This window comes from Paraburkholderia sp. GAS32, assembly GCF_050434225.1.
Lineage (GTDB): Bacteria > Pseudomonadota > Gammaproteobacteria > Burkholderiales > Burkholderiaceae > Paraburkholderia > Paraburkholderia madseniana.
Genome location: NZ_JBNPVS010000056.1, coordinates 38,912 through 65,803, shown reverse-complemented (window position 1 = coordinate 65,803; position 26,892 = coordinate 38,912). Strand labels below are relative to the sequence as shown.

The following is a 26,892-nucleotide window of genomic DNA, read 5'->3' as shown; positions in this document are numbered from 1 at the left end:
GACGCTTAATGCTGTGCGCGAGCGGAGTGCGGTGAAAGTCGCACGCTCCGTTCTTCGGGGGCCCTGTGTCCGGGAGGACATGGGGCTACCCTCTTAAATCCGCATCCACACCGACGTGGGTACGTCACTCGCGTCAAGGTTGCGGCAATCGTTTCGGGTTGAAACTGGAAGTTCGTCCTGGCCCAATCAGCTGGTGGTTCGGAACCCGCTCAACTGAAGGCAGCGTCGGACTAGAAAAGCTGGGCGCCTAGCTCACGCAGGCTGTTCCACTTGACGGCGCTGACAAAGGTCTGGCCCGTGGTGTCGAGCGATTCGATCATCGCGCGCTGCCCCCGCGCTTCTGCGATGACGCGCACAATGCGCGTCCGGTAGCGCAACAGCGCCCCGATCGGCGGGCACAAGGCCTCCTGGTGAATCCGCGATCGTTTCTTTTCCATAACAGTATTTGTATATGGACCCAACCGGTTGCAAGACCGATGTACATCTACGGCAACTCTGCACCAGATGCTACCAGGTCGGCCGGGGCGGATCCAGGCTGTTCACCGGAGTGGCGCATCCGATCGCGGCCTACCGGCCTCCGGCCGCGACGCTCCCGCAAACGTGAGCCGCTGGCACGCCTGCGGCCTGCGGCTGTCGCTGGCTGTCAGTGCCCGTTCACGGCATCCTTGAACGCCTTGCCCGCCGTGAATTTCACCGTCTTCGCGGCAGGGATCTGGATCTCGGCGCCGGTCGCCGGATTGCGGCCCACCCGCGCGGCGCGAGCGCCCGTGGAAAACGACCCGAAGCCGATCAGTTGCACGGTATCGCCTTTTTTGACGGCCGCCGTGACCGCGCCAATGAAAGCATCGATCGCCTCACTCGTCGCGGCCTTGCTTTCTCCGGTCGCAGCAGCGACTGCATCCACCAGTTCCTGTTTGTTCATTGATTTTTTCCTCGTTGAGTGAATGATGATGTCGACACCCTACCCGATCGGCGCGCCTCCGCGCAATCGGCACGCAACTGCACGGGTTTCACGCCCCCGGTGCACCTCCCGATGGCGGCCCGTCGCCGCCTGTCGTACCGGGCGCTCGCGTGTTGAAGGCGCCTGAGGAAATTCGCACATGCAAGGTCAGGGACGCTGACCGCGAAAGGTCAACGGCCTGGGTTCTGCGCCGGAGGCCCGGCCTTCCCCGGGGATCGACCGGCCGCGACCATCGACTACGCCTCGGACTGCCCCATGCCTTCTGTTGCCTGCGCCCGCGCCTCTCGCGGCTCCGGTCGCTCCCGTCAATCCGGCGACGTCATCCGGTTCATATAAGGGCCAGTGTCCTGAAACGAAGGCTATGATAGCTCTGATTATCCGGGCCTTCATTTACATCATTTTTTGCGTTTTTTCTCAATTCCCTATACTTCGCAAGTCCTCATCCTAAGGAGCGATTGTGGTCGGTGCCCGCCCGCGGTGCGGCAGAAAACCCCGCCGTGTGCCGGTGCAGTGACTATGATGTAGATGTCGTCCGTGCTAGCGAGACGCGACCGCAAAACGGGGCAAGGCGGGGCTGGCGGGAGACTGGCCGCCCGTCCTTGCTCCGCCAGAACCGGGTCCGCGAAGGTGCGGGCCATTTTTTTTGCGCCCTTCCAACCCTGATAACGCAGAGGATTTAATAGGCTGATAGGCGAGGTAACTAGTCGGCTCGTGCTTCAAAACTTTTTGGCAAGGCGCCGAGCGACGGATGCACCCGCCCCGGTGCTGACGACATTGGAGTGGCACTCTATATCGTTCAGATCAGAGTCCAACCTAGCTGCAAGCGTCTGACACCCTCGACTGAGTTTGGAGGCCGCTCAATCGGAATAACTCTGTGCGCAGCGACACGTCTGTGCCTGATGCGGCCTACCCCTTAACCGCAAGAATTTGCGAATGCAGTGCTTCTGCGCGGTCGCCATCCATCGTGCCCTGGTAAATCCCGTAGCCACAACTGCCGCAAGGTCACAGCTTCATCGTGCATTACGTCTAATCTGCTCACGATGCCCACACATCCATCCCGCCAGCGGAAAACAGACGTACAGACGGCTTCAGAATTGGGATTCGAGCGCGATCAGCGTGCAAAACGCGCTGATTGAGCGAAAAAACGAAGGCAAAATGAAATCATCGCGAACTAGTCTGTCCAGCTTGCCAAGTGCAGACTTAAATATAGGATTCCGAATTTAATTTGGAATTGGAATCGTGTTTTTTCGCGCCACGCCCCCCAAGAACCAAAGTTCTTGCTGTCAACCGCCTAGGCCCATCTGCAGGTGATCTCCGAACGGAATTTCACTTCATGGAATCGGAGCTGCGTTCTTTTTTGTGCGAAATGCGGTGCATGTCGAAAGTGCAGCTTAATTTGTGTGTCTACAACTATCGACCCCATGGCGAGTAATGGCTTCAAGCATATCGTTAAATTCCGATATATGATTCGTCTTGTAGCGATGCAGATGCATGGCCGCTAACGTGCGCCATGCCTGCCTGTTGTTGGTGCCCTGAAGTTGATGCCCTGAAAACCGATCCACATGACGCTCGATATCGACGCGATTCACAAAGCGCTTGCCAATCCCGTACGGCGGGAGATTCTCGGCTGGCTGCGCGAGCCGTATGCGCATTTCTCCGACCAGGAGCTCCCGCTCGATCACGGCGTGTGCGCAGGAAAGATTGACGCGCACTGCGGCCTGTCGCAGTCCACCGTGTCGGCGCACCTCGCCGCGTTGCAGCGCGCCGGTCTCGTTACGTCGAAGCGGGTCGGTCAATGGGTGTTTTTCAAACGCAACGAGGCCGTCATTCAAGCCTTTCTCGAGCACATGAACACCGAGCTCTGAGCGCTTCATCCGCATCGCCGCGTTTTTTCGCTTATTTCATCGCGCAGTTTTTTAAGGCCCGGGCCACGCGCCCGCCACCCAAGGTGAACTCATATGCCGACTCTTTTTGACCCGCTTCAGATTGGCGACATCACGTTGTCGAACCGCATCATCATGGCGCCCCTCACGCGCCAACGCGCCGAAGAAATCCGCGTGCCGAACGCGCTGATGGCGAAGTACTACGCCGAACGCGCCACGGCAGGCCTGATCATCAGCGAAGCCACGTCCGTCACGCCGCAAGGTGTCGGTTACGCCGAAACCCCGGGTATCTGGTCGCAGGAGCAGGTGGAAGGCTGGAAGATCGTCACGAACGCCGTGCACGCAGCCGGCGGCAAGATTTTCCTGCAACTGTGGCACGTCGGCCGTATTTCGGACCCGCTGTTCCTCAATGGCGAACTGCCGGTCGCGCCGAGCGCCATCCCGGCGCAAGGCCACGTGAGCCTGGTGCGTCCGGAACGTCCGTACGTGACGCCGCGCGCATTGGAACTCGATGAAATCGCCGGTGTGGTCGACGCGTTCCGCAAGGGCGCCGAAAACGCGAAGGCGGCAGGCTTCGACGGCGTGGAAGTGCACGGCGCGAACGGCTATCTGCTTGACCAGTTCCTGCAAGACAGCACCAACAAGCGTACCGACACCTACGGCGGCCCGATCGAAAACCGCGCCCGCCTGCTGCTCGAAATCACTGACGCCTGCATCGACGTCTGGGGCGCGAACCGTGTCGGCGTGCACCTCGCACCGCGCCGCGACGCGCACGCCATGGGCGATTCAGATCCGGCAGCGACCTTCGGTTACGTGGCACGCGAACTCGGCAAGCGCAAGATTGCGTTCATCGCCGCCCGCGAAGCGCTCGGCGACGACCGCCTCGGCCCGCAACTGAAGAAGGCATTCGGCGGCCCGTACATCGCGAACGAAAAGTTCACCAAGGAAACCGCGCAGCACGTGCTCGACGCGGGTGAAGCGGACGCGGTGGCATGGGGTCAACTGTTCATCGCGAATCCGGATCTGGTGCGCCGCTTCGAGACGAATGCACCGTTGAACAAGCCGAATCCGGCAACGTACTATGCACGCGGCGAAACCGGCTACGTGGATTATCCGACGCTGGAAGCAGTGGAATAAGACGTTCGGTTCATGCGGCGTCACGCAAGATCACGCCGCATGAACACCCGTTTCGATTCGTCGAGTCCGCGCGCGATATGCGCGTCGCGCCGCGCGATCAGTGCCGCATCGAGATCGGCCTCCTCGATATCGCGAAAGCCGAGCCGGCGATAGTACGGTGCGTTCCACGGCACCTCGCGAAACGTCGACAAAATGAGTTGCGTTATCTGTTGAGCACGCGCGAGTTGCGCGACCTGCTCGATCAGCCCCGCGCCGATGCGTTGCCCGGCATGGGAACTCAGCACGTCGAGCTCCTGAACATAGAAGCGCGCAGGCTGCGGCTCGAACATCACAAACCCCACACACGTCTCATCAGTATCCACGGCGACGACGATCTGCTGCGCGTCGATCTTGCGGTGGACGAGTTCCAGCTCCATCGGCGGTGCATCGGCGATGCCGGTCATGCCGACGCTAACAAAGCGCTGGCCGGCCTCGAATTCGATCGTACGGATAGCGTGCGCATCGTGCGGCGCGGCAAGGCGGAACGTGAGGTTGGAAGCGTATTGCATAGGGGTTTCTTAAATTTTTTTCGGGCGCGATTCAGGAAGACACGCCCCGATATTGACATCAGCACCGAGAAATAAACAAGTGCACATGTCACGACGGGACTAAAATCCCGAACACCCAAATCTCTTCCGACCCAAGATGGATCTCATGCATGTGCTGCAGGTCGCCCTGCACTTCGACCAGCACCTGAGCGGTTTGATCGTGCAATACGGCACGGCCGTCTACGCGATGCTGTTTCTCGTCGTGTTCGTCGAAATCGGTTTCCTGCCGCTGTTCTTTTTGCCTGGCGATCCGCTGATCTTCATCTGCGGCGGTCTCGCCGCCACCGGTGCGCTGAACGTCTGGCTCGTGATCCCCGTGCTGTTCGCCGCCACCGTGGCCGGTAGTATCGTCGACTATGCGATCGGCCGTGCCATCGGCGAAAAAGTCTATACCGCCGACTACCGCTGGCTCGACAAGAACGCACTGCGCAAGGCGCACGCGTTTTACGAAGCACGCGGCGGCCTGACCTTTTTACTGTCGCCGTTCATTGCAGTCGTGCGCACGTTCGCGCCGTTTGTCGCCGGTGTTTCGCGCATGACGTTTGCGCGTTTCGTGTCGTTCGTCACCGCCGGCGCGGCGCTGTGGATCGTCTCGCTAGTGGCGGCCGGTTATCTGTTCGGCAACGTGCCGCTGGTGCGCGATCATATGAGTTCGATCGTGCTGCTGGGCGTCTCGCTCGGTGTCGGATCGTTGCTGGTGAGCGCCGTGTGGCGTTTTGTCAACCGGAGGTTGCGCGCTCACTAAGCCGATGGTTGCGTGCTCACTGAATTTCGTGGAGGAACGCTACGTCGCTGTCTGCTTTGCTCGTCTTCGCCGTGGCGCACGTTCATCGCCGGCCTGCTGGTGACGCTCGGCAATCCGAAGATCATGATGTTCTACCTCGCGTTGCTGCCGACCATCATCGATCTGTCGCGCATCGGCACCGTCGCGTGGTTCGAACTCACGCTCGCCATGCTGATCGTATTGATGGCCGTCGACTTCGGTTGGGCGCTGCTCGCCACACGTGCTGGCTGAGCAGATCGACCACCTGACGCCGGTTCGGATCGGCAAGTGCCGCCAGAGTACGGTCGAGCGAGACGCTGGCAGGCAGTCCCATCGCTTATACCCACCCTTCGATTTTCAGGCCGCTCACACGCTCCGCTTCCTCGCGCGACACCTCGCGAACCGTCTGGCCGAAGCTCCAGACGTGCCCTTCCGGATCGCGCGCCGCGTAGACACGGTCGCCATAGAACTGATCCGCCGGCTCGCGCGTGATCACAGCGCCCGCAGCACGCGCACGAGCGCAATGTTCGTCGATCCCCTCGCGCAATTGCACGTGCACTGATTGCGTATTCTTGCCGCCGATCGATGCCGGGCTCGCCGAGTCTTCGGACCATTCTCGGCAGATCATCACGTAGCTGTCGCCGAAACGCATTTCCGAGTGGCCCAACTGGCCGTCGCTTTCCGTGATCACCATTTGACGCTCGAAGCCGAACGCTTTCTCGAGCCAGTCGAGCGCGGCAAACGGGTCCTTGTAGTACACCGCAGCACCCAGCGAAGGACGATGAAACGGTTCGTTCATGATTGCCTCCTTTTATAAACCTTTGAACAGTTTCCGATACCCGCGTTCGGCCGTCGGTACGTCTGCGGGCGCGGCGGCCGCGCGGCGTGCCAGTTCGGAGTCCGACACGAGCAGCGTGATTTCGCGCGTTGCGACGCTGAGCCGGATACGATCGCCGTTTTGAACATAGGCTAGCGGGCCACCGACGGCCGCCTCAGGCGTCACGTGCAACACGATGGTGCCGAAAGCGGTGCCAAGGTGGCCGGTGCGGCGAGCGAATCGTCTGGTTTGGTCCTGGGCATGGAGAAACCCGGCATGAGATGCATGTAAACGTAGGGAGGAGACGGTCTCACGGCGCGCCCGTCACCGTGCGTGCGCTGCGACGAAATGCTTGCGGCGGTTGCCCGAATACACGCAGGAATGCCTCCCGCATTCTCCTTGGATCTGAGAACCCGGTCGCGCTGGCGACCTGATCGATCGTGTGTCGGCTTTCCTCGAGCATCAAGCGCGCAGTTTCAATGCGCAGTCGTTCGACGGCCTTTGCAGGAGTCTGTCCTGTCTCCGCACGAAACGCGCGGCTAAATTGACGCGGACTCAAACGCGCAACCTCCGCCAATTGCTCGACCGAAAGTGGTTCGTTGAGATTCTTTTTCGCATACGTCAGCGCGGATTGAATGCGATCGGACTTTGGCTCGAGTTCGAGCAGCGCTGAGTGCTGCGACTGTCCGCCTGTACGCCAATGATAGACAACAAGGTTTCGCGCGACCGACCGCGCGACCTTGGCGCCAAGGTCCTTCTCCACCAACGCGAGTGCGAGATCGATGCCCGCCGTCATGCCGGCCGAGGTCCAGATCGGCCCGTCCGCAATGAAGATCCGATCCTCGTCCACCGTAATTGAGGGAAAGCGGGTGCGTAGATCGTGCGCATAGTGCCAGTGCGTGGTTGCGCGGCGGCCATCGAGCAAGCCAGCCTCCGCGAGCACGAACGCGCCCGTGCACATCGAAGCGGTGCGCCGCGCGGTCTCAGCGCTGCGACGCACGTACGCGAGCACACCTGGCGGCGGTACGACGGTGACAGGGTTGCTTCCGGCGAAGATGACTGTGTCGAATACGCGATCGTCGATCGCCTCGGTCAAGACCGTCAAACCGCTCGAAGCGCGCACCAGGCCGCCTGCTTCGGAAACGTTGAGCGTCTGATAGAACGGTTCACCGATCGCCACGTTTGCGAACTCGAACACGGATTGTGCAACGAGTGCCATGGAATAGAAGCCGTCGAACACCACAAACGCAACAGTCGGCACGGCTGCCTCCCGAACGAGCACGTCCTGAAACCGTAGTTTATACGTCCTTTGAGCCACCAACAATTGACAGTATAAATATCGGTAGGGAGCACGGGTTGCGTTACGCGGACGCGCTGTGCGCACACCGCGTCCGTAGCGACACGATCTCGTTGATCTTCCATTTGATCAGACTTATACCTCCCATTTAATTAGGCATACGTATATATGTTCTCGATTTCATCCATGCGTCGACTCGCGTTCGGCTCGTTGACGGCGCGCGTGTTTAGCCTGAGCTTTCTCACTGCGGCCGCTTTTGCGCCGCCCGTCCTTGCTGCTGACGAATTGCCCGCACCCGCATCGACCGGCGATACGGCGATCCGCCCGTTCCACGCCCATTTTTCCAACGCCCAACTCGCCGATCTGCGCAAACGCATCGCGGCGACCCGCTGGCCGGACAAGGAGACGGTCGACGACCGATCTCAAGGCGCGCAACTCGCCAGGCTGAAGGACCTCGTGAACTACTGGGGCACGGGCTACGACTGGCGCAAGGCCGAGGCGAGGCTCAATGCACTGCCGCAATATGTCACCACAATCGATGGAGTCGATATTCACTTCATCTGGGTACGCTCACGCAATCCAAACGCGCTGCCGATGATCATGACCCATGGCTGGCCCGGCTCGGTATTCGAGGAACTGAAAGTCATCGGGCCTCTCACCGATCCAGTCGCCTATGGCGGGCGCGCGGAAGATTCCTTCGACGTGGTCCTGCCCTCGATGCCCGGATACGGGTTCTCAGGCAAGCCCAAGGGCACTGGGTGGACGCCTGACCATATCGCCCGCGCCTGGGAGGAACTGATGCGCCGCCTCGGGTACCAGCACTACGTCGCTCAGGGCGGCGACTGGGGTTCCGTGATCGCCGACAAAATGGCCGCGCAGAAGCCATCCGGACTGCTCGGCATTCACGTCAACATGCCGGCGACGGTACCGCCGGACGTTGCGAAATCGCTGAAAGCGGGCGACTCACCGCCGGCCGGCCTTTCCGACAAGGAGAAAGCCGCGTACAAGTCACTTGACAGCCTCTATACACGCGGCGGCGGTTACGCAGCGATGATGGTCACGCGTCCACAGACGGTGGGTTACGCGCTTGCGGATTCTCCGGTTGGCCAGGCAGCATGGATGTACGACAAATTTGCGGACTGGACCTACAGCGGCGGCAATCCCGAACGCTCGCTGACCAAGGACGAGATGCTCGACGACATCACGCTGTATTGGCTGACCAACACGTCGACGTCCGCGGCGCAGCTCTACTGGGAAAACAATGCGAACAACTTCAACGCGGTCGACATTTCGATCCCTGCGGCAGTGACGGTCTTCCCCGGCGAGATCTATCAGGCGCCTCGTAGCTGGACTGAACGCAGCTACCACAAGCTCATCTACTTCAATGAAGTGAACAAGGGTGGCCACTTCGCGGCCTGGGAACAGCCTCAGCTTTTCTCGGAAGAACTCAGGGCTTCATTCAAGTCCTTGCGTTGAATGACGCGAATCAAGTCATGCATGAAAACCATTTATCTCAAGAGCAATCGATGAAGACGACTGGCAACACCATTTTCATTACCGGCGGCGGTTCCGGCATTGGCCGCGGTCTCGCCGAAGCATTCCATCGACTCGGCAATCAGGTCATCATTTCCGGACGGCGCCGCGCGAATCTCGACGAGACGATCGCGGCCAACCCCGGCATGCAGGCGATCGAGCTCGACATCACCGACCCGGAGAACATCATTTCGGTTGCCGAGGAACTCGTCGCCGGATGGCCATCGCTGAACGTGCTGATCAACAATGCAGGTGTGATGCATGTCGACGATCTCAGCGCACCGGTTGACGAAACGCTGCTGACGTCGACGCTGAGCACCAATCTGATGGGTCCAATACGGATGACGGGCGCGCTTGTCGAACACCTGAAACAGCAGGACAAGGCGACGATCATCAATGTCTCGTCGGTTCTGGCTTTCGTGCCGATGGCAATGGCCGGTGTCTATTCGTCGACCAAGGCGGCCATTCATTCCTACACGCAATCGCTACGTTATGTGCTCAAAGATACGTCCGTACGCGTGGTTGAGATCGCGCCACCCTGGGTTCAGACCGACTTGCTGAACAGCAAGAACGAACCACGAGCCATGCCGCTTGCCCCGTATATCGAGCAAACCATGCGCGAACTCAGCACCGATTCAATCGAGGCACTGGTCGAGATTGCACGACCGATGCGCAACAACGTCGGTCCGAATGAATCGGCGTTCGTAACGCAGTTCAACGACAAGTTCAAAAGCTGATTCGCTCTTCGTGTATCGATCCGTCCGGGTGGAATGGCAAGCATTTGCCGGTCCACTTGGACTTAGGAACGTGATCGAATCATATGAAGGCGACGAACGGCATCGCGAAGCGCCACGTCGCTCGACGGCTTCGATGCCCGTGGCAAGCTCCGGTCGGGTCCTATTGGGGCGCGCCCTTTGCGTTTTTCCTCGCCTCGGTGCGCGCTTCGATCGCGTGCACGACGGCCGCCATATCGGCTTGACCGTGACCCAACTCAACAGTCTCGGTGTACAGATCAAAGCAGACATCCAGCAGCGGCGACGCAAGATTCGCATGGCGCGCCGCTTCGGCCGCGAGCCGGTTGTTCTTCAGCACGTCGACAATCGAGGCCTGCACCGTGAAATCCTCGTTCACGAGCTTGTCGACCTTCACGCGTGAAACGTTGCTTGCCATCGGGCCCGCGTCGAGCACGGCCTGGAATTGCTTCATGTCGAGCCCGTAGCGTCGCGCGAGATGCGACGCCTCGGCAAGCGCGGTCACCATCGGAATCAGGAACGTGTTGACCGACAGTTTCATCAGAAGCCCCGTTGGCACCGCCCCGCAGATCACCGTTTCGTGGCACATCGGCTTGAGGAGTGGACGAACTTCTTCAACGGCTGCCGGCTCGCCCGCCAGCATCGCCACCAGTTGACCCGCTTCGGCCGGCTTGCGTGAACCCGAGACGGGCGCCTCGACGTACTGCCCTCCTGCCGCGCGGATGTCGGCTTCGAGGTCGCGCGAATAGTCGGCCGATGTCGTGCCCATGTGCACGATCGTGTGCTGTGCGACGTTCGTTGCGAAATCCGCGGTGTGGCGGCCGAGCACCGCGTCGAGCGCCGTATCGGTCGCCATCATCAGGATCACGATGCTGGCCTGCCGGAAGACGTCGGCGGCGCTGTCCGCAATCTGCGCGCCTGCGTCGCGCAACGCAGCGCAACGGTCCGGCGTGCGATTCCACACGATCAGTGGGGTGCCGGCGCGCGCGAGGTTCAGCGCCACTGGCTGCCCCATCACGCCGAGGCCGATGAATCCTACTTTCATAGGTGGCTCCATTTCTTATCCGTTGCTCGTGGCCACGGTTCGGTGGATCGGGTGCAGGTATGCACGCACGACAACGAGGCGGCCGCTTTGCCTCCGCGACGCTCTCCCGAAACAGAATCGATCGAGCCGGGCGACGCCGCCCAGTCTATCTAAATTGCCGCAATCACGCCCGCACACCTTATTTCCACCAGCGCAGCGGACGGCGCAGATGATGCCGCTCCAGCCGCACCGCGGCGCTCGCCTGGAGAAACGCCGGCATGCTGTCCAGCGGCCTGCCTTCGAGCCGTTCGCGCTCCTCGTCGGCCTCGACGGTTCTCGCCGGATCGATGAAAAACGCGGCCACGATCCCCACCCCGAGCAAGCACGCGGAAATCGTGAACGGCACGTTATAACTGCCCGTCGTCTCGATCAGATAGCCGAACACGACGGGCGAGATCATGCCGGCGACGCCGAAGCCCGTGTTCATCATGCCACCCGCCGTGCCCGCGTAGCGACCGCCGATGTCGAGCGGCAAGGTCCACAACACAGGATTCGTGATCTCGAGAAAGAAGAATGACGCCGACAGGTACAGCACCGCCATCAGTGGATTAGTCGCGGACACCATCGGCAGCAGAAACACGAGCGAGCCGCCCATACCTACCACCAGCACGGCGCAGCGCGCAAAGCGCAGCCGGCCGGTGCGCTTGTAGAGCCGGTCCGAAACGACGCCGCCCAGGGTATCGCCGATCACGCCCGCGAGCAGCGGCAGCGCCGTGAACAGCGCCAGTTGTTTGAGATCGAAGCCGCGGGCTTCCTTCAGGTACGAAGGCAACCAGGTCAGATAGACCCACAGCAGCCAGCCGTAACAGAAGTCGACGAACGTGACGAGCCACATACGACGGACCAGCTTGCGCCACGGCGTGGCCGCACGTTTGGCACGTTCGCAGTCACCCGCGCGATAGCCGATCTCGGCCGTTTCCTCTGGCGTCACGCGACGGTTCTGCTCCGGCGAGTTCGTAAAGACGCAGAGGTACAGCACCGTCCACGCGAGACTCGCCACGCCGAGCAGAATGAACGCGTCGCGCCAGCCGCCCGCCACCACCACCGCGAGCACCAGCGGCGGCGTGACCGCGCCGCCGAGGCGGGCGAAGCTATGGGTAATGCCTTGAGCGAAACCCCGCTCCGCCACCGGCATCCAGTAGGTAAAGGCGCGCGTCGCCGTCGGAAACGCACCGCCCTCGCCGATGCCCAGCGCGAAGCGCAGCGCGACGAGCATTGCCACACTGCCGGCGAAGCCGGTCGCGAGCGTCGCCGCCCCCCAGATCAGCGACAGCACCGTCAACACCAGCTTCGGCCCATACTTGTCCGACAGCCAGCCGCCGATGACTTGCATGAACGCGTACGGATAGGCGAAAGCCGAGAACACGAGGCCGAGCTGAACCGTCGTGAGACCCATTTCGTGCCGGATGATAGGGCCGGCCACGGCAATATTCACACGGTCGATGTACGAGATGAAATACATCAGGCACATGACGGCCAGGATGATGTGGCGCGTCTTCACACGCCGCTTGTGCGTTTGCATGCTGTCTCCTGTGTCTCTTATGTGACGCCGGGGGCGTCTGTGATCGTTCGATCCGTACGTCGTACTGCGTCGCGCCGCGTGCGCCTCGACTCGCGCCCTCCTCTGCTTTCCAGCGCGATCCGGGCATGCTGCTACGCATGCCGATGCATGCGCCGTCAGGTGGGCACGAGCTTCAGCCGCTGCACCTTGCCCGACGGTCCACGAGGCAGTTCCGCGATGAAGCGAAACTCCTTCGGTGTCTTGTAGCGGCCCAGTTCGCGCAGACAGTGCTCACGCAGATCCGCGATGTCGAGCGCGCCCGGCCCCTCTGAAATGCGAGGCACGATGAAGGCGACGATCTCCTGCCCGTAAGCGGTATCCGGTACGCCCACCACCGCCGCATCCAGCACGCCGGGGTGTTTGAGCAACGCTTCATCGATCTCGCGTGGGGCGATGTTTTCACCGCCCTTGATGATCAATTCCTTTGCGCGGCCGTTGATGTAGAAATAACCGTCGCTGTCGCGATAGCCAAGGTCGCCGGTGCGCAGCCAGCCGTCGGCGGTGAAGGCCGCACGCGTTTCTCCCGGGCGTTTGTAATAGCCGCGCATGACCTGTTCGCCACGCAACACCAGTTCGCCGCACTCGTCGGGCGCGCATTCGCGGCCGTCACGGTCGATCACCTTTGCCTCGCCGCCTGACGGCAGGCCGATACTGCCGATTCTTCGGCTTGCTGGATCATAAGGATTGCTGAACATTGGGGCGGCGGTTTCTGTCATGCCCATCGTTTCGATGATGCCGACCCCGAAGCGCGCCTCAAACGCACGGTGATGATCGACGGGTAGCGCGGCCGACGCACTGCGGCAGAATCTCAGCGCGGACAGATCGACCGTGCACGGTTCGTCGTTATTGAGCAGATAGGCGACGATCGTCGGCACCACGTTGATCCATGTGCAACCGTGGCGCGCGACATCGCGCCAGTAGGTGCGCGCGGAAAAACGCGGCGCCATGACCACCGAGCCGCCATGAAAGAGCGGCGCAAGCAGCGTCACGACGAGACCATTGATGTGATAAAGCGGCAATGCGGCGAAAACGCGATCGCCAGTCCCAAGCCGATGTTCGTGCGAGATGTTGCGCGCATTGGCCAGCAGGTTTCGCTGGTCCAGCAGGACGCCCTTCGGCGCGCCTGTGGTGCCGGACGTGTACATCAGCAGCGCTACGTCGCTCGCAGCCGGGCCACTGCTTGACGGCGTTTCGGTATCCCAGGTGTCTGTATGTCTCGCCTGTGCCTCGTATGTCACACGTGACGCGCGCTGTGCCGGTTTTGCGTGCACATCCATAGATACCGCCGTTTCCGCCAGCGCGGGTTCGACGGCGGTCTGCATCGGTGCAATAGCAGCATCGGGCGCCGTCTGCAACAACGCGATGTCGCGGGTCAATCCCTGCTCGCGCAACTCCGCAATCGCGCTCGACATCGCCGCATGCGTCTCGCCGGAAACGAAGACCATGCGCGTGTCCGAATGCTCCACGATGTAGCGCAACTGGGTCGGCTGGCACAACAGATTGAGCGGGTTGGCGACGAGCCCGCTGTACATCGCCGCAAGCAGCAGCCTTGCCGTATGGATGCCGTTGCCCATGAACACCGACACGACATCGCCGGCCTGCAAGCCTGCTTCATGAAAAACCGTCTCGAGCGCCCGGCAGTCGTCGCGCAGTTCCGCGAAGGTCAGCACGTCGGGACGCTGCGTAGCGGCGCCGCCGTCTTCAGCACATTCAGGCGCCGCCAGCAGGAACGGCTTGTCGGGATACTGCGCGGCACGCGCGTCGATCAACGCACGGATTGTGTGAGGCGTCGTCATTTGCCATACCTCACGAAAAAATCCCCGAGCACGTCATCCAGTTCGGGAACGCGCTCTTCGATCGGGTAGGCCACGCGCGTGATGTTCAGGTAATGGTGAAAGTTGAGGTTGCTCGAGAAATTGTTGCGGCCCCACGTTCCGCATCCCATCGACAGCGAGAATGGCAAGCCGTTATCGAAGTTGCCGCCGGTCGCAAGGCAATGCGCCTGATTCACGATCACGCGCGCAACCGGCAACGTCGAACCTAGCTGCTCCGCCTGGCCCGAGTCGCTGGAATGCAGGCCGACCGAGTGTCCTGCGCCCATGTAGCCGTAGATGCCGCGCACGATGTCGGCAGCGGCGTCGAAGGATTCCGCGCGATAAACGGTCAGCACCGGCGCGAGCTTCTCGCCCGAGAACGGGTAATCAGCGCCGAAGCCGGTTTCCTCCACCATCAGGAAAGCGGGCTCATGTGCGGCGATGCCGTCGAGGCCCGCCGCGCGTGCAATCGCCGTGGCCGAGCGCGCTGTGCAGTGTGCCGCCAGCTTGCCGTTCGACCACAGGGCGGCCTGCAATTGCGCCTTTTGCGCGGCGTCGAGCATCACGCCACCGCAGGCGGTCAGTTCGGCCATCATGTCCGCGTACACCGCGTCTTCGATCACAACGCTGTTTTCCGATGAACAGCTCGTGGCGTTGTCGAACGTTTTCGAGCGCGCGATCTTGTGCGCTGCATCGTGCAAATCGGCGGACGCAGTGACGATCGAAGCAACGTTCCCCGCGCCCACGCCGAATGCGGGCGTCCCGCTGGCGTAGGCCATCCGCACGTTCGCCTGCGAGCCGGTCGCCACGACCAGATCGCACTGCCGCATCAGTTCAGCGGTGGCCGCCTTGCTGATCGGCGCGGGCAACATCTGGACGAGGTCGGCCGCGAGCCCGACTCTGGCGAATTGCGCGTGAATGAATTCGATCAGCAGCGCGCACGACGAATAGCCCTTCGGAGAAGGCGCCACGATGACCGCATTGCCGCATTTGAGCGCGTTGACGATCTTGTTGATCGGCGTGGCCGCCGGATTGGTGGACGGCGTGATCGCCGCCACCACGCCGACCGCCCGCGCGATCTCGACGATGCCGGTGGCGTCATGACGCGCGATCACCCCCGTGGTCTTCTGCCCGCGCAGATCGCGCAACAGACCGAGCGTCTTGCGATAGTTCTTGCGGAACTTGTCGTCCGCGTTGCCGAGACCGGTGTCGCGCACCGCCAGCTCGGCGAGTTGGCGGTTGCGGGCGGGCTCCATGATCGCCCACGCGGCGGCGTCGGTGGCGGCATCGAGCACGTCCTGCCCCGCGACCTCGAATCCGCGCTGTGCGGCGCGCGCACGTGCAACCAGCAACGAGACGACACGTTCGACTTCGCTATGTGTACCAGCGTGCGTAGCTTCCGCTTCTGTGGCCCTAACGTTCATACGGTTCACTCCGGACTGAAAAAATTGGCGTTGGTACCAATCTAGTGAGCCGTACCTGCTTCGGAGTCCCGTTTTTTGAACTATCCCTTGCGCTGAGCGGGCCAGAATCGAAAAGTGCGAAATTCGGGACTTTCCATAGTCCCGAAAACTAAACAGACCGATGCACAATCCAACTTATAACTACGACATCGCGGAGACAGCGTGGCGACTTCGAATCAATCGAATGCGGCGGCCGTACGTGCATTTCGCGTACTCGAAACGTTGGCTGAGGCAAGCGGCCCGCTTTCCATGACGGATCTCGTCCATGCCCTCGAACTGCCCAAGCAGACCGTACATCGCATTCTGGTGCAGTTGATGGATGCGTGGCTGGTCACGCGCAGCGCCGGCGACAGGCTGTATGAGTGCTCGCCGCGCGTGCGCATGCTGGCGGTTAATGTGCTGATGCATGCGGGCCCAGCCGCTGCCCGCCATGTTCTGCTTGAACAACTGGTGGCAAAAATTGGCGAGACCTGCAATCTGACGATGCTGGCCGGCAACGACGTGGTCTATGTGGACCGGGTGGAAACGGAGTGGCCGCTGCGCATGCACCTTCAACCGGGCTCGCACGTGCCCCTGCACTGTTCGGCAAGCGGCAAGCTGTTGCTCAGCTTTCTTCCCAAAGACCGGCGCGAACGGGTTATCGAAACCTTGCCGCTGCGCGCCTATTCCGAGCGGACGATTACGGATCGCGGCGAGTTACGCAAGGAGTTGACCATCACGCGGCGGCGCCAGCTCGCGATCAACAATCAGGAACATTTGCAGGGGCTCATCGCGATCGCGGTGCCGGTCATGCTGGATCGCAATCGCGCGTGCGCGGCCATCGCCGTCCAGGCGCCGGTCGGGCGGGTGGTACTCGACGATCTGCTGGCCTTCCTGCCCGATCTGCGGTTGGCCGCGGAGGAAACCGCCAAGACATTCCGGCAGTAGCGCCGAAATAGCGCACCGCAGCGCATTCCGAAAAACGGGATGATCTGCGCTGGAATTGCACGCCGAAACCGCCCCAACCCTGCGAAAACCATGGCCGACAAAGGCACACGGTACAATGACGCCGATCCATTTTCCGGAACGGCACCATGACTAAAGCGGATACTCCCACCCTGCGCGCGTTCGCCCTGCTGGAACATCTCGTCCGTGCCGAAGGTCCGGTGTCGCTAGCCGACATTGCCCAGGACGTCGACTTGCCGAAGGCCTCGCTGCATCGCATGTTGGCTTCGCTCGAAGCCGGTGGTCTCGTGATCCGCGAACCCGGTCAGAAGAATGCCTACGTGATCGGGCCGCGTCTCGCGCAACTCGGTCTTGGCGTCATGATGCACTCGGGTGCCCGCCGGTTGCGGCATGCGATCCTGTCGAATCTGGTTGCCGATCTCGGCGAGACCTGCAACCTCACGATGCTGCACGAAACCGAGGTGCTCTATCTCGACCGGCTCGAAGCGCCCTGGCCGTTGCGGCTCGATCTCAAGCCCGGCTCGCACGTACCGGCGCATTGCAGCGCGAGCGGCAAGCTGCTGCTGGCCATGCTGCCGCGCGAACAACGCAGCGCCCTCGTCCGCACGCTGAAGCTCGAACGCTTCACGCCGAATACGATCACCGACCCCGAACTGCTCGAAGCGGAACTCGACCGCACCGCGCACAAGCGCATTGCCATCGACAATGAGGAATTTGTCGCCGGTATCGCGTGCGTGGCCGCGCCGGTGATGGATGAGAACAACACCTGCATCGCGGCGATCGCCGTTCATGCGCCGGTCTCGCGGGCGCCGCTGTCGCGCGCTCTCGAGTTCGTGCCGCGCCTGCAGGAAGCCGCTCAGCAGCTCGCTAAAACGTTCTAGCGCGCCGCCCGCCTATTCCTCGGGCTGCTGCGCGCGCACGAGCTCCGCGAGCAGGCGCACGCCCTCATCGATCTTTTCGAGCTTGATGGCCGAAAAGCCCATCCGGAAGCAGTGGTTCTGCTCCAGTCCCGTCATGAAGAAAACCCGGCCCAGCTCGATCAGGATGCCATGTGCCTGCGCGTCCGCGGCAAGCTGTGTCGCATCGAGCCACGGCGGCCCTTCGACCCAGCACGACGCGCCGCCGCCGACCGGCAGGTAGCGCGCTTCCGGAAGGTGGGTGTCGAGCGCCGTCATCAACGCCTGCGCGCGTTCCCGATAGGCGTGAGCGAGCCGCCGCAGTAGCGCATCGTGGTGTCCGAGCGCCAGAAAGGTGGCAAAGGCACGTTGAATATAGGCGGCCGGGTGCCGCACCATCAGGCGCCGCAGCGCACGGAGTTCACGGACCAGTTCACGCGGCCCGACGATATAACCCAGCCGCAGCCCGGGCGCAAAAGTCTTCGACAGACTGCCGATATAGATCACCCGGTCTGCGGTATCCAGGCTCTTCAATGCCGGATGCGGTGTGCCTGAGAAGTTGTTTTCGCTCTCGTAGTCGTCCTCGATCAAGACGAAGTCATGGGCCTGCGCCTGTTCCAGCAGCGCGTGGCGGCGCTCGATGGGCATGGTGGCCGTGGTCGGGCACTGATGACTTGGCGTCACATAGACGTAATCGCATTGCGCGAGCAGATCGGCGTCCTCGACCGGGCGCACGCCGCCGCTATCTACAGGCAGTGGCTGCAGCCGCGCATTGCGGTTCTCGAAGATATTGCGGGCATCCGGATAGCCGGGGTTTTCGAAGCCGATCGTGGTCCGCTCGCTCGCGAGCAGATCCGCGATCAGATAGAGCGCCTGCTGGCAGCCGATCGTCACGACGATTTCGTCGGGCATCGCAAACACGCCGCGCCGCGGCAGCACCCGAGTGCGGATCTGCTGGATCAACGTATCGTCGTCGCGCTCGATCAGGTCCGGCGCCCAGTTGCGAATCTCCATCACCGACAGCGCTTTCATGCAGCATTCGCGCCAGTCGTTAGTCGGAAACAGCGACTGGTCGAACTGTCCGTAGATAAAGGGGTATTCGTAGCTCAGCCAATTTCCGGGCTTGACGATATTGCGCTGCAAGGACGGCCGCCTTCTGACGCGCTGGTCCCAATCCGGCCTTGCAAGCGCCTCATTGGCCGCCTGTCCGGGGACCGTCTGCAGCGGCGCAAATTCGTGCCGCCCCTCGAGGATCGCCGGGTTGACGAAATGCCCGCTGCGCTCACGCGAAATCAGATAGCCCTCCTCAACCAACTGCTGGTAAGCCAGCACGACCGTATTGCGGGCAACACTCAACTGGTCGGCCAGCTCCCGGCTGGACGGCAACGCGTGATCCGGCAGCAGTTGGCCGTCCAGAATCGCGGCCACCAGCATCTGGCGAATCTGGCCCTGGAGGCTCATATTCGACTCGGATGAGCGCTGGAACCGCTGGGTCCATAGGGCCACCGAGGTGCGACTTGCCATGCTTTCTCCTGATTTTTATAGGCGGAGCCCGCCCGCACGAAGACGGACACCGGCATTGTGGACGTGCAAAAAAACGCCTGCCAGCCGCTCTCGGGCGGCTGCCGGCGAGACCGGCGCGGCGGCCCATTCTGGTGCAGCGGTGTGGACTCAACGATCAGCCACGTCTGGCCCTAACCCGCAACATTTATTACTGACGATACTCGCATCATCCCATTGCCGGCGATTGGGACAAGCCCCCGCCGGCGGGCGTTGGATTCACGTGTATTCGCGTACCTACACGGCCATTCTGGAGACCTACGATGAAAAGCGATCACCCCAAAAAGCTGTCCCGCTGGTTCGGCGATCTGACGCGCCGCGTGACTGTGGCGGCATTCGCCGCGCTCGCCTGCGCGGTGGCGCCAGCCAGCCACGCGCAGGACAAAGAGGTCACAATAGCCTATCAACAGATCGTCGACCCATGGGTCGTCGCGATCGCGAACGGCTCGATCGAGAAAGAGACGGGCTACAAGATCAACTGGCGGCAATTCGAATCCGGCGCGAAGGTCGCGACCGCCATGGCGTCAGGCGACGTGAAGGTCGGTGTGATCGGCTCGAGCCCGCTCGCGGCGGCGGTCAGCCAGGGCCTCGACCTGCAGCTCTTCTGGATTCTGGACAACATCAACCAGGCTGAAGCGATGGTCGTACGCAACGGCTCCGGCATCACCAAACCGGCCGATCTGAAGGGCAAGACGATCGGCGTGCCGTTCGTCTCGACGACGCACTATCACACCATGTTCGCGCTGCAGCATTGGGGCATCAATCCGTCCGAGGTGAAGATCCTCAACATGCAGCCGAACCAGTTGGTCGCGGCGTGGGAGCGCGGCGACATCGACGCCGCCTACGTCTGGGACCCGGCGCTCGCGCAATTGAAGAAGAGCGGCAAGGTCCTGATTACGTCCGGCGACCTGTCGAAGCTCGGCAAACCGACCTTCGACGGGATCGCCGTCGACCGCCAATGGGGCGAGGCGCATAAGGACTTCATGGCAAAACTCGTGAAAGCCATCTCCGACGCAGACGATCAGTATCGAAAGAATGCGGCGCAATGGAATGCTACCTCGCCACAGGCCGCAGCCATCGCGAAGATGATTGGCGGCTCGCCGGCCGACGTGCCGGCGTCGCTCTCGCTCTATGCCTTCCCAACGCTCCAGGAGCAGGCCTCCTCGCAATGGCTGGGCGGTGGCAGCGCGGGCCGCGCAACCTTCGCGCTGAAAGACACGGCCAACTTCCTGAAGGATCAGAAACAGATCAGCGCGGTGTTACCCGATTACTCGAAGTTCGTGACCCCGGCGTATGCCGAAGCGGCAATGAAACTCAAATGACGTAAGCCGGTTCTGTCGATTCAGGAGGCAACATGGAAAGCATGAGAGTCAAAAATGTGAGCGTGGTCTTTCCGGGCCGCAAGCCCGGCCAGACGGTACACGCGCTCGACAACATCAATCTGACGATCAACTCGGGCGACTTCGTCGTCGCGCTCGGTGCATCGGGTTGTGGCAAGACCACCCTGCTCTCGCTTATGGCGGGCTTCATTGCGCCGACCAGCGGCGAGCTGCTGCTCGGCGGTTCGCCGATCGCAGGTCCAGGCGCCGACCGTGGTGTGGTGTTCCAGAAGCACGCCCTGTTGCCCTGGCTCAACGTGATCGACAACGCCGAATTCGGCCTGAAGCTTCAGGGCGTGCCGAAAACGCAGCGGCGCGAGATCGCCACGCGCAATCTGGCACTGGTCGGCTTGCAGGACTTTCACAAGCACATGATCTATCAGCTCTCGGGCGGGATGCAGCAGCGTGTGGGCATCGCCCGCGCGCTGACCTGCGACCCCGCCATGCTGCTGATGGACGAGCCGATGGCCGCGCTCGATGCGCTCACCCGCGAAACCATTCAGGAACTGCTGCTCGACGTCTGGACGAAGACCAGCAAGATGTTCTTCTTCATCACGCACAGCGTCGAGGAAGCGCTCTTTCTGGCCAGCCACCTGATCGTGATGTCGCCGCGTCCGGGGCGCGTCACGCACACCTATGAGCTGGATTTCAACCGACGTTTTCTCGAAACACGCGACGCGCGCGCGATCAAGTCGAGCCCCGATTTCATCGAGATGCGCGAACGCGTGCTCAGCATCATTTACGGCGACGAGAAAATGCACGCCGCCGAAGCCGAGGTGACACATGTTTAGTTCAAAACGGGCTCATGCGTTGGCGCACGGCCAGCAAACCTCGCTCGGCTCCGACACGCCGATGGAACCGCCGCGCACTCCCGGTCGACGTCCACGCCTTCTCGCCAAGAAACCCGCGCGGCCTGGAGACACCTTCGGCGTGCCCGGCCAGGGCAGTAGCGTCGTCACGAGCCTCATCACGGTCGGCCTGTTCATCGGGCTATGGTTTGTAGCGACTAACCTGCACTGGATCAAGCCGCTCTTTCTGCCGTCGCCGCAAGCCGTGTACGCGAAGTTCATCTACGTCGCGACCGAAGGCTTCGCCAACTCCACGCTCGCGCAGCATACCGGCATCAGCTTGCTGCGCGTGTTCGGCGCCTTCGCGCTCGCCTGCGTGACCGCGATTCCAATCGGCGTGATGATGGGCGTCTCGCGCTTTGCGCGGGGCATGTTCGATCCACCCATCGAGTTCTATCGTCCGCTTCCGCCGCTCGCCTATTTGCCGCTCATCATCATCTGGTTCGGCATTGGTGAATTCTCCAAAGTCTTTCTCATCTACCTGGCCATCTTCGCGCCACTCGCCATCGCGGCGCGATCCGGCGTGCGTTCCGTGTCGATCGAGCAGATTCATGCGGCCTATTCGATGGGCGCCTCGCGCACGCAGGTGGTGTTGTATGTGATCCTGAAATCCGCACTGCCGGAGATTTTCACGGGTATGCGCATAGGTATTGGCGTCGGTTGGACGACACTGGTTGCCGCGGAAATGGTGGCGTCGACGAGTGGCCTCGGCTTCATGGTGCTCAACGCTGCGGAGTTCCTCGCCAGCGACGTGGTGATCATGGGCATTGTCGTCATTGGCTTCTTTGCTTTGTGCTTTGACTTGTTGATGCGACACATGGAGCGCGTGCTGGTGCCGTGGAAAGGCCGGGTGTGATTGTAGAAGGCCAGCGTGGACTCAGCGATTGGCGGCGGCTGGCACTACTCGGCTTGCGGTGCCAGCCGCAATACTTCAGCTGTCTGTTATCGCTGGAGCGCAGCATGAATTCGATCGAGAAAGTCCGGCCGTCGCCGCAGGTTCGTCATGAAGCGCTGCGCATCGGCGGAGAAAGAATCCGGCATGCAGAGATCATCGAAGTCTTCAATCCCTATAACGGTGAACTGGTCGGCACGGTGCCCAAGGCGACACTTGCCGACGTGCGACACGCCTTTGCCTGGGCACACCAATATCGCGCGCGGCTGACGCGCTACGAGCGCTCGCAGATCCTGCTGCTTGCGGCAGACATGGTCCGTCGGCGTACTGAAGAAATTGCCGATCTGATCACCGCAGAGTCCGGCCTGTGTAAGAAAGACTCGCTGTACGAGGCAGGCCGCGTCGCCGACGTGATGACATTCGGTGCCAACGAGGCGCTCAAAGACGACGGCCAGGTGTTTTCCTGCGATCTCACGCCGCACGGCAAGAAGCGCCGCGTCTACACCCAGCGAGATCCCCTGCTCGGCGTCATTTCCGCGATCACCCCGTTCAACCATCCGATGAATCAGGTTGCGCACAAAGTCGTGCCCTCCATCGCGACCAACAACCGCATGGTCGTCAAGCCCTCCGAGAAAGTGCCGTTGTCCACGTACCTGCTCGCGGACATCCTTTATGCGGCCGGTCTGCCGCAGGAAATGCTGCAGGTCATCACCGGCGACCCGAAAGACATCGCCGACGAACTCATCACGAACGAGCACGTCGATCTGATCACGTTCACGGGCGGCGTGCAGATCGGCAAATATATCGCCAGCAAGATGGGCTATCGACGCGCGGTGCTCGAACTCGGCGGCAACGATCCGATCATCGTGATGGAAGACGCCGACCTGGAAGAAGCCAGCACACTCGCCGTCTCCGGCTCCTACAAGAACTCCGGCCAGCGTTGTACCGCGGTCAAGCGCATTCTGGTGCACGAGGCGGTGGCCGACCGTTTCGTCGAACTGCTCGTGGAGAAAACCCGCGCCATACGTTATGGCGATCCCGCCGATCCGGCGACCGACATGGGCACCGTCATCGACGAAGCCGCAGCGAAATTCTTTGAAGCTCAGGTGAACGATGCGATCAGCCGCGGCGCGAAGCTTCTGGTGGGCAATCGTCGCGACGGCGCGCTGTATTCGCCAACCGCGGTCGATCACGTCACCCCGGACATGCCGCTCGTCAAATACGAAACCTTCGGCCCCGTGTCACCGGTGATCCGCTTTCGCGATATCGACGACGCGATCCGGATTTCCAATTCGACCGACTACGGGCTCTCGTCTTCGGTCTGCACGAATCGCCTCGATTACATCACGCGCTTTATCGCCGAACTGCAGGTGGGCAGCGTGAACGTGCGCGAGGTGCCCGGTTACCGGCTCGAGTTGACGCCGTTCGGCGGCATCAAGGATTCGGGTCTTGGCTACAAGGAAGGCGTCCAGGAAGCGATGAAAAGCTTCACCAACGTGAAGACCTATTCGCTGCCGTGGGATTGAGCCGCTCTCCTCGCATTCCACCTTGCATCACATTCATCAATTTTCGAGACAATTTGTACCGTTTATTTTGCATCATCTATTGACCATCACAGGTGCATGCTCTACATTTTAGATAAGCACTTTTCGGAACAAATTGTTCCGGTTTCATTAAACATTGGAGACAGCCCTCATGAGCGATCACACCCCTGTCAGCGGCCCGCAGGCCATGACCCCGTCAGAAGCTTTCGTCGAAACCCTGGCCGCGAACGGCGTGACCGACATGTTCGGCATCATGGGCTCGGCCTTCATGGACGCCATGGACATCTTCGCGCCCGCCGGCATTCGCCTCATTCCCGTGGTGCACGAACAGGGCGCCGGCCACATGGCCGACGGCTATGCCCGTGTGTCGGGCCGCCATGGCGTGGTGATCGGCCAGAACGGCCCGGGCATCAGCAATTGCGTGACCGCCATCGCCGCGGCCTATTGGGCGCACAGCCCTGTGGTCATGATCACGCCCGAGGCCGGCACCATGGGCATTGGCCTCGGCGGCTTCCAGGAAGCGAAGCAACTCCCCATGTTCCAGGAGTTCACCAAGTATCAGGGCCACGTCACCCATCCCGCACGCATGGCTGAATTCACCGGCCGCTGCTTCGACCGCGCGCTGGCCGAGATGGGCCCCACGCAGTTGAACATTCCGCGCGACTACTTCTACGGCCAGATCAAGGCCGAGATTCCGCAACCGCAGCGCCTCGACCGCGGCCCCGGCGGCGATCAACGCCTGAACGAAGCGGCTGAACTGCTCTCCCAAGCCAGGTTCCCGGTCATCATCTCCGGCGGCGGCGTGGTGATGGCCGATGCGATCGAAGAATGCAAGGCGCTCGCCGAGCGTCTGGGCGCGCCGGTCGTCAACAGCTACCTGCACAACGACTCTTTCCCCGCCGACCACCCGCTGTGGTGCGGCCCGCTCGGCTATCAAGGCTCCAAGGCCGCGATGAAGCTGATCCAGCGCGCCGACGTGGTGATCGCACTCGGTTCGCGTCTGGGACCGTTCGGCACGCTGCCCCAACACGGCATGGACTACTGGCCGCAGAACGCCAGGATCATCCAGATCGACGCCGATCACAAGATGCTCGGCCTGGTGAAGAAGATCTCCGTGGGCATCTGCGGCGACGCCAAGGCCGCCGCGGTTGCACTGACGCAGCGTCTCGAAGGCCGCACCCTCGTCTGCGACGCCTCGCGTGAAGAACGCGCCGGCCAGATCGCCGCGGAGAAGGCGGCATGGGAGAAGGAACTCGACGGCTGGACTCACGAGCGCGACCCCTACAGCCTGGACATGATCGAGGAGCAGAAAGACGAGCGCACGCCCGGCGGCGGCGACTATCTGCACCCGCGCCAGGTGTTGCGCGAGCTCGAAAAAGCCATGCCGGATGACGTGATGGTCTCCACCGACATCGGCAACATCAACTCGGTGGCCAACAGCTATCTGCGCTTCAAAAAGCCGCGCAGCTTCTTCGCCGCGATGAGCTGGGGCAACTGCGGCTATGCGTTCCCCACCATCATCGGCGCCAAGGTTGCGGCCCCGCATCGCCCCGCGGTCTCCTATGCCGGTGACGGCGCGTGGGGCATGAGCCTGATGGAAACCATGACCTGCGTGCGCCACAACATTCCGGTCACCGCGGTGGTCTTCCACAACCGGCAATGGGGCGCCGAGAAGAAAAACCAGGTCGACTTCTACAACCGCCGCTTCGTCGCCGGTGAACTCGACAACCAGAGCTTCGCGGGCATCGCGCGTGCGATGGGCGCCGAGGGTGTCACAGTGGACCGGCTCGAGGACGTCGGCCCGGCGCTCAAGCGTGCGATCGATGCGCAGATGAACCAGGGCAAGACCACCATCATCGAGATCATGTGCACCCGCGAGCTCGGCGATCCGTTCCGCCGCGATGCGCTGGCCAAGCCGGTGCGCCTGCTCGACAAGTACAAGGACTATGTCTGAGCCGTCCGCTGTCTGATGGTCCGGGCGGCGGGAGATTTGTTCCCACTGCCCGGCGGGCCGGAAACGGGGCTTCCCCTGCCGTTTCCGGCCTCTTTGTTTGCCATTTGCCGTTTGCCGTCTGCCGTTTGCTGCCTCCGCCTCCCCAACCATGACTTCCGCCCAGTGCCATGAAAGCCATCAACCGCATCATCGAACGCGCCCGCTCCTCGCAAAGACGCATCGTGCTCTGCGAAGCGGAGGATCCTCGCATGCTGGAGGCCGCGCAACGCGCCACGCGTGAAGGCATCGCCCGCATCGTGCTGGTGGGCGCGAGTGCGCGAATCCGCGCGGCCGCTGCCGAGCAAAACATCGAACTGTCTGGCATGGAGCTGGTGGATCCCGCAACCTCGCCGCTCGCACCCTCGTTTGCCGAAGCGCTCTTCGCACTGCGCAGCAAGAAAGGCATGACGCCGGATGAAGCCACGCAGGAAATCCTCAAGCCCCTCTGCTTTGCCAACCTGATGGTGCGGCTCGGTCACGCCGACGGCTCGGTGGCAGGCTCCGTGCACACGACCGCCGAAGTGGTCCGCACGGCGATCCAGATCATCGGCATTCATCCGTCCTTCAACCTCGTGTCGAGTTTCTTTCTGATGATGCTGTGCGAGCCCTTCCACACGCTCAAAGGTGGCTTGATCTTCTCTGACTGCGGGCTGGTGGTGGACCCGGACGCCGGCGAACTGGCCCAGATTGCCATGGCGGCGGCCGACAACGCGCAAAGCCTGCTGATGGAGGAGCCGCGCGTAGCCATGCTGTCATTCTCGACCAGCGGCAGCGCCCGGCACGCGGCAGTCGACAAGGTCGTGGAAGCAACGCGCCAGGTGAGGGCACAGCGTCCGCATCTGGCGATCGACGGCGACGTGCAACTGGACGCGGCACTCGTCTCCGAGATCGCCATGCGCAAGATCGAGCGCTCGCAGGTTCAAGGACACGCCAACGTGCTGATTTTCCCGAGTCTCGAAGCCGGCAATATCGGCTACAAGCTGGCTGAGCGGATCGGCGATGCGAAGGCAATCGGCCCCTTGCTGCAAGGCCTGAGAAAACCTGCCAACGATCTTTCGCGCGGCTGCAGCGCCGACGATATCTACTACGTGATCGCGGTGACTGCCGTGCAGGCGCAAACCGCAGAAGCCCCGCTGGACGCACACACCACACCGTTCGCGTCGTGACCCACTCGGGGTCAGGC

The 26,892-nt window shown here is 62.0% G+C and carries 23 protein-coding genes and 2 pseudogenes; 14 read left to right on the top strand and 11 right to left on the bottom strand.

Annotation, left to right across the window (positions count from 1 at the left end; genetic code table 11):
* Positions 1–230: 230 nt before the first annotated feature.
* Together P3T25_RS41340 and P3T25_RS41335 are read right to left on the bottom strand one after the other, a co-directional pair.
* Positions 231–437: a hypothetical protein gene (locus P3T25_RS41340; RefSeq protein ID WP_266240227.1), complete on the bottom strand. Its 207-nt coding sequence runs from the start codon at positions 435–437 to the stop codon at positions 231–233.
* 206 nt (positions 438–643) lie between these two features.
* Positions 644–946 (bottom strand): HU family DNA-binding protein, encoded by a 303-nt coding sequence (locus tag P3T25_RS41335; RefSeq protein WP_266240279.1) that lies wholly within the window; start codon positions 944–946, stop codon positions 644–646.
* Between the two features lie 1,577 nt (positions 947–2,523).
* Here P3T25_RS41335 and P3T25_RS41330 point away from each other — a divergent pair.
* Positions 2,524–2,826, top strand: a complete 303-nt coding sequence (locus P3T25_RS41330; RefSeq protein WP_154567261.1) for an ArsR/SmtB family transcription factor — start codon at positions 2,524–2,526, stop codon at positions 2,824–2,826.
* Positions 2,827–2,919: 93 nt separating this feature from the next.
* Positions 2,920–3,981: an alkene reductase gene (locus P3T25_RS41325; RefSeq protein ID WP_429362978.1), complete on the top strand. Its 1,062-nt coding sequence runs from the start codon at positions 2,920–2,922 to the stop codon at positions 3,979–3,981.
* 20 nt (positions 3,982–4,001) lie between these two features.
* Here the strand turns inward: P3T25_RS41325 and P3T25_RS41320 are convergent, their stop codons facing one another.
* Positions 4,002–4,529, bottom strand: coding sequence for a GNAT family N-acetyltransferase (locus P3T25_RS41320; protein ID WP_266243448.1), 528 nt, complete (start codon positions 4,527–4,529; stop codon positions 4,002–4,004).
* 136 nt (positions 4,530–4,665) lie between these two features.
* Here P3T25_RS41320 and P3T25_RS41315 point away from each other — a divergent pair, with 136 nt between their 5' ends.
* Together P3T25_RS41315 and P3T25_RS41310 are read left to right on the top strand one after the other, a co-directional pair.
* Positions 4,666–5,313, top strand: a complete 648-nt coding sequence (locus P3T25_RS41315; protein WP_054039163.1) for a VTT domain-containing protein — start codon at positions 4,666–4,668, stop codon at positions 5,311–5,313.
* A gap of 66 nt (positions 5,314–5,379) precedes the next feature.
* Positions 5,380–5,577: pseudogene (locus P3T25_RS41310) on the top strand (LysE family transporter); the annotation flags it as partial.
* A gap of 91 nt (positions 5,578–5,668) precedes the next feature.
* Here P3T25_RS41310 and P3T25_RS41305 read toward each other — a convergent pair.
* The 3 genes and pseudogenes from P3T25_RS41305 to P3T25_RS41295 all read right to left on the bottom strand — a co-directional run bounded on the left by P3T25_RS41305 (position 5,669) and on the right by P3T25_RS41295 (position 7,409).
* Positions 5,669–6,130 carry a VOC family protein gene (locus P3T25_RS41305; RefSeq protein ID WP_154567258.1) on the bottom strand — a complete coding sequence of 154 codons (462 nt, stop codon included), beginning with the start codon at positions 6,128–6,130 and terminating at the stop codon, positions 5,669–5,671.
* Positions 6,131–6,154: 24 nt separating this feature from the next.
* Positions 6,155–6,364: pseudogene (locus P3T25_RS41300) on the bottom strand (dihydroxy-acid dehydratase); the annotation flags it as partial.
* Positions 6,365–6,458: 94 nt separating this feature from the next.
* Positions 6,459–7,409, bottom strand: coding sequence for a GlxA family transcriptional regulator (locus P3T25_RS41295; RefSeq protein ID WP_168436010.1), 951 nt, complete (start codon positions 7,407–7,409; stop codon positions 6,459–6,461).
* A 222-nt stretch (positions 7,410–7,631) separates the two neighbouring features.
* Here P3T25_RS41295 and P3T25_RS41290 point away from each other — a divergent pair, with 222 nt between their 5' ends.
* On the top strand, positions 7,632–8,921 hold the full coding sequence (locus tag P3T25_RS41290) for an epoxide hydrolase family protein (protein ID WP_171926666.1): 1,290 nt from the start codon (positions 7,632–7,634) through the stop codon (positions 8,919–8,921).
* 50 nt (positions 8,922–8,971) lie between these two features.
* On the top strand, positions 8,972–9,715 hold the full coding sequence (locus tag P3T25_RS41285; RefSeq protein ID WP_171926665.1) for an SDR family oxidoreductase: 744 nt from the start codon (positions 8,972–8,974) through the stop codon (positions 9,713–9,715).
* Between the two features lie 160 nt (positions 9,716–9,875).
* On the opposite strand, the gene P3T25_RS41280 is transcribed toward P3T25_RS41285, so the two are convergent.
* The 4 genes from P3T25_RS41280 to sauS form a co-directional block, all read right to left on the bottom strand.
* Positions 9,876–10,787: an NAD(P)-dependent oxidoreductase gene (locus P3T25_RS41280; RefSeq protein WP_429362973.1), complete on the bottom strand. Its 912-nt coding sequence runs from the start codon at positions 10,785–10,787 to the stop codon at positions 9,876–9,878.
* A 166-nt stretch (positions 10,788–10,953) separates the two neighbouring features.
* Positions 10,954–12,336 (bottom strand): MFS transporter, encoded by a 1,383-nt coding sequence (locus tag P3T25_RS41275; protein WP_266242418.1) that lies wholly within the window; start codon positions 12,334–12,336, stop codon positions 10,954–10,956.
* 155 nt (positions 12,337–12,491) lie between these two features.
* The gene (locus P3T25_RS41270; RefSeq protein ID WP_429362971.1) at positions 12,492–14,171 is read right to left on the bottom strand and encodes an AMP-binding protein; all 1,680 of its coding nucleotides are present in this window, start codon (positions 14,169–14,171) and stop codon (positions 12,492–12,494) included.
* The gene (sauS, locus tag P3T25_RS41265) at positions 14,168–15,613 is read right to left on the bottom strand and encodes an acylating sulfoacetaldehyde dehydrogenase (protein WP_171926661.1); all 1,446 of its coding nucleotides are present in this window, start codon (positions 15,611–15,613) and stop codon (positions 14,168–14,170) included. Before sauS ends, P3T25_RS41270 begins: the two co-directional genes overlap by 4 nt.
* A 201-nt stretch (positions 15,614–15,814) precedes the next feature.
* Between sauS and P3T25_RS41260 the strand changes: the two genes are divergently transcribed.
* Complete coding sequence (locus tag P3T25_RS41260; protein ID WP_097393753.1) at positions 15,815–16,579, top strand: IclR family transcriptional regulator; 765 nt, start codon at positions 15,815–15,817, stop codon at positions 16,577–16,579.
* A 146-nt stretch (positions 16,580–16,725) separates the two neighbouring features.
* The gene (locus P3T25_RS41255) at positions 16,726–17,478 is read left to right on the top strand and encodes an IclR family transcriptional regulator (protein WP_074288001.1); all 753 of its coding nucleotides are present in this window, start codon (positions 16,726–16,728) and stop codon (positions 17,476–17,478) included.
* 12 nt (positions 17,479–17,490) lie between these two features.
* Here P3T25_RS41255 and P3T25_RS41250 read toward each other — a convergent pair whose 3' ends face one another.
* Positions 17,491–19,017: a PLP-dependent aminotransferase family protein gene (locus P3T25_RS41250; RefSeq protein WP_429362967.1), complete on the bottom strand. Its 1,527-nt coding sequence runs from the start codon at positions 19,015–19,017 to the stop codon at positions 17,491–17,493.
* Between the two features lie 299 nt (positions 19,018–19,316).
* Between P3T25_RS41250 and tauA the strand changes: the two genes are divergently transcribed.
* The 6 genes from tauA to pta all read left to right on the top strand — a co-directional run bounded on the left by tauA (position 19,317) and on the right by pta (position 26,875).
* Entirely contained in the window at positions 19,317–20,375 is a 1,059-nt protein-coding gene (gene tauA / locus P3T25_RS41245; RefSeq protein WP_154563276.1) for a taurine ABC transporter substrate-binding protein, read from the top strand.
* 32 nt (positions 20,376–20,407) lie between these two features.
* Positions 20,408–21,223 carry a taurine ABC transporter ATP-binding protein gene (locus P3T25_RS41240; RefSeq protein ID WP_154563278.1) on the top strand — a complete coding sequence of 272 codons (816 nt, stop codon included), beginning with the start codon at positions 20,408–20,410 and terminating at the stop codon, positions 21,221–21,223.
* A complete protein-coding gene (locus P3T25_RS41235) occupies positions 21,216–22,136 on the top strand; it encodes an ABC transporter permease subunit (protein WP_266242427.1) in 921 nt (306 codons plus the stop codon). Before P3T25_RS41240 ends, P3T25_RS41235 begins: the two co-directional genes overlap by 8 nt.
* A gap of 104 nt (positions 22,137–22,240) precedes the next feature.
* Positions 22,241–23,698 (top strand): phosphonoacetaldehyde dehydrogenase, encoded by a 1,458-nt coding sequence (gene phnY / locus P3T25_RS41230; RefSeq protein WP_154563282.1) that lies wholly within the window; start codon positions 22,241–22,243, stop codon positions 23,696–23,698.
* Between the two features lie 169 nt (positions 23,699–23,867).
* Positions 23,868–25,670 (top strand): sulfoacetaldehyde acetyltransferase, encoded by a 1,803-nt coding sequence (xsc, locus tag P3T25_RS41225; protein ID WP_154563284.1) that lies wholly within the window; start codon positions 23,868–23,870, stop codon positions 25,668–25,670.
* 167 nt (positions 25,671–25,837) lie between these two features.
* The gene (gene pta, locus P3T25_RS41220) at positions 25,838–26,875 is read left to right on the top strand and encodes a phosphate acetyltransferase (protein ID WP_429362963.1); all 1,038 of its coding nucleotides are present in this window, start codon (positions 25,838–25,840) and stop codon (positions 26,873–26,875) included.
* The last annotated feature ends 17 nt before the right edge of the window (positions 26,876–26,892 follow it).

Excerpts from the sequence above, each read along its gene's own strand:
- phnY (WP_154563282.1), top strand. The coding sequence starts at position 22,241 with ATGAATTCGATCGAGAAAGTCCGGCCGTCGCCGCAGGTTCGTCATGAA.
- P3T25_RS41270 (WP_429362971.1), bottom strand. The coding sequence starts at position 14,171 with ATGACGACGCCTCACACAATCCGTGCGTTGATCGACGCGCGTGCCGCG.
- xsc (WP_154563284.1), top strand. The coding sequence starts at position 23,868 with ATGAGCGATCACACCCCTGTCAGCGGCCCGCAGGCCATGACCCCGTCA.
- P3T25_RS41330 (WP_154567261.1), top strand. The coding sequence starts at position 2,524 with ATGACGCTCGATATCGACGCGATTCACAAAGCGCTTGCCAATCCCGTA.
- tauA (WP_154563276.1), top strand. The coding sequence starts at position 19,317 with ATGAAAAGCGATCACCCCAAAAAGCTGTCCCGCTGGTTCGGCGATCTG.
- P3T25_RS41315 (WP_054039163.1), top strand. The coding sequence starts at position 4,666 with ATGGATCTCATGCATGTGCTGCAGGTCGCCCTGCACTTCGACCAGCAC.
- P3T25_RS41255 (WP_074288001.1), top strand. The coding sequence starts at position 16,726 with ATGACTAAAGCGGATACTCCCACCCTGCGCGCGTTCGCCCTGCTGGAA.
- P3T25_RS41240 (WP_154563278.1), top strand. The coding sequence starts at position 20,408 with ATGGAAAGCATGAGAGTCAAAAATGTGAGCGTGGTCTTTCCGGGCCGC.
- P3T25_RS41340 (WP_266240227.1), bottom strand. The coding sequence starts at position 437 with ATGGAAAAGAAACGATCGCGGATTCACCAGGAGGCCTTGTGCCCGCCG.
- P3T25_RS41250 (WP_429362967.1), bottom strand. The coding sequence starts at position 19,017 with ATGGCAAGTCGCACCTCGGTGGCCCTATGGACCCAGCGGTTCCAGCGC.
- P3T25_RS41275 (WP_266242418.1), bottom strand. The coding sequence starts at position 12,336 with ATGCAAACGCACAAGCGGCGTGTGAAGACGCGCCACATCATCCTGGCC.
- sauS (WP_171926661.1), bottom strand. The coding sequence starts at position 15,613 with ATGAACGTTAGGGCCACAGAAGCGGAAGCTACGCACGCTGGTACACAT.
- P3T25_RS41285 (WP_171926665.1), top strand. The coding sequence starts at position 8,972 with ATGAAGACGACTGGCAACACCATTTTCATTACCGGCGGCGGTTCCGGC.
- P3T25_RS41290 (WP_171926666.1), top strand. The coding sequence starts at position 7,632 with ATGCGTCGACTCGCGTTCGGCTCGTTGACGGCGCGCGTGTTTAGCCTG.
- P3T25_RS41305 (WP_154567258.1), bottom strand. The coding sequence starts at position 6,130 with ATGAACGAACCGTTTCATCGTCCTTCGCTGGGTGCTGCGGTGTACTAC.
- P3T25_RS41280 (WP_429362973.1), bottom strand. The coding sequence starts at position 10,787 with ATGGAGCCACCTATGAAAGTAGGATTCATCGGCCTCGGCGTGATGGGG.
- P3T25_RS41325 (WP_429362978.1), top strand. The coding sequence starts at position 2,920 with ATGCCGACTCTTTTTGACCCGCTTCAGATTGGCGACATCACGTTGTCG.
- pta (WP_429362963.1), top strand. The coding sequence starts at position 25,838 with ATGAAAGCCATCAACCGCATCATCGAACGCGCCCGCTCCTCGCAAAGA.
- P3T25_RS41235 (WP_266242427.1), top strand. The coding sequence starts at position 21,216 with ATGTTTAGTTCAAAACGGGCTCATGCGTTGGCGCACGGCCAGCAAACC.
- P3T25_RS41320 (WP_266243448.1), bottom strand. The coding sequence starts at position 4,529 with ATGCAATACGCTTCCAACCTCACGTTCCGCCTTGCCGCGCCGCACGAT.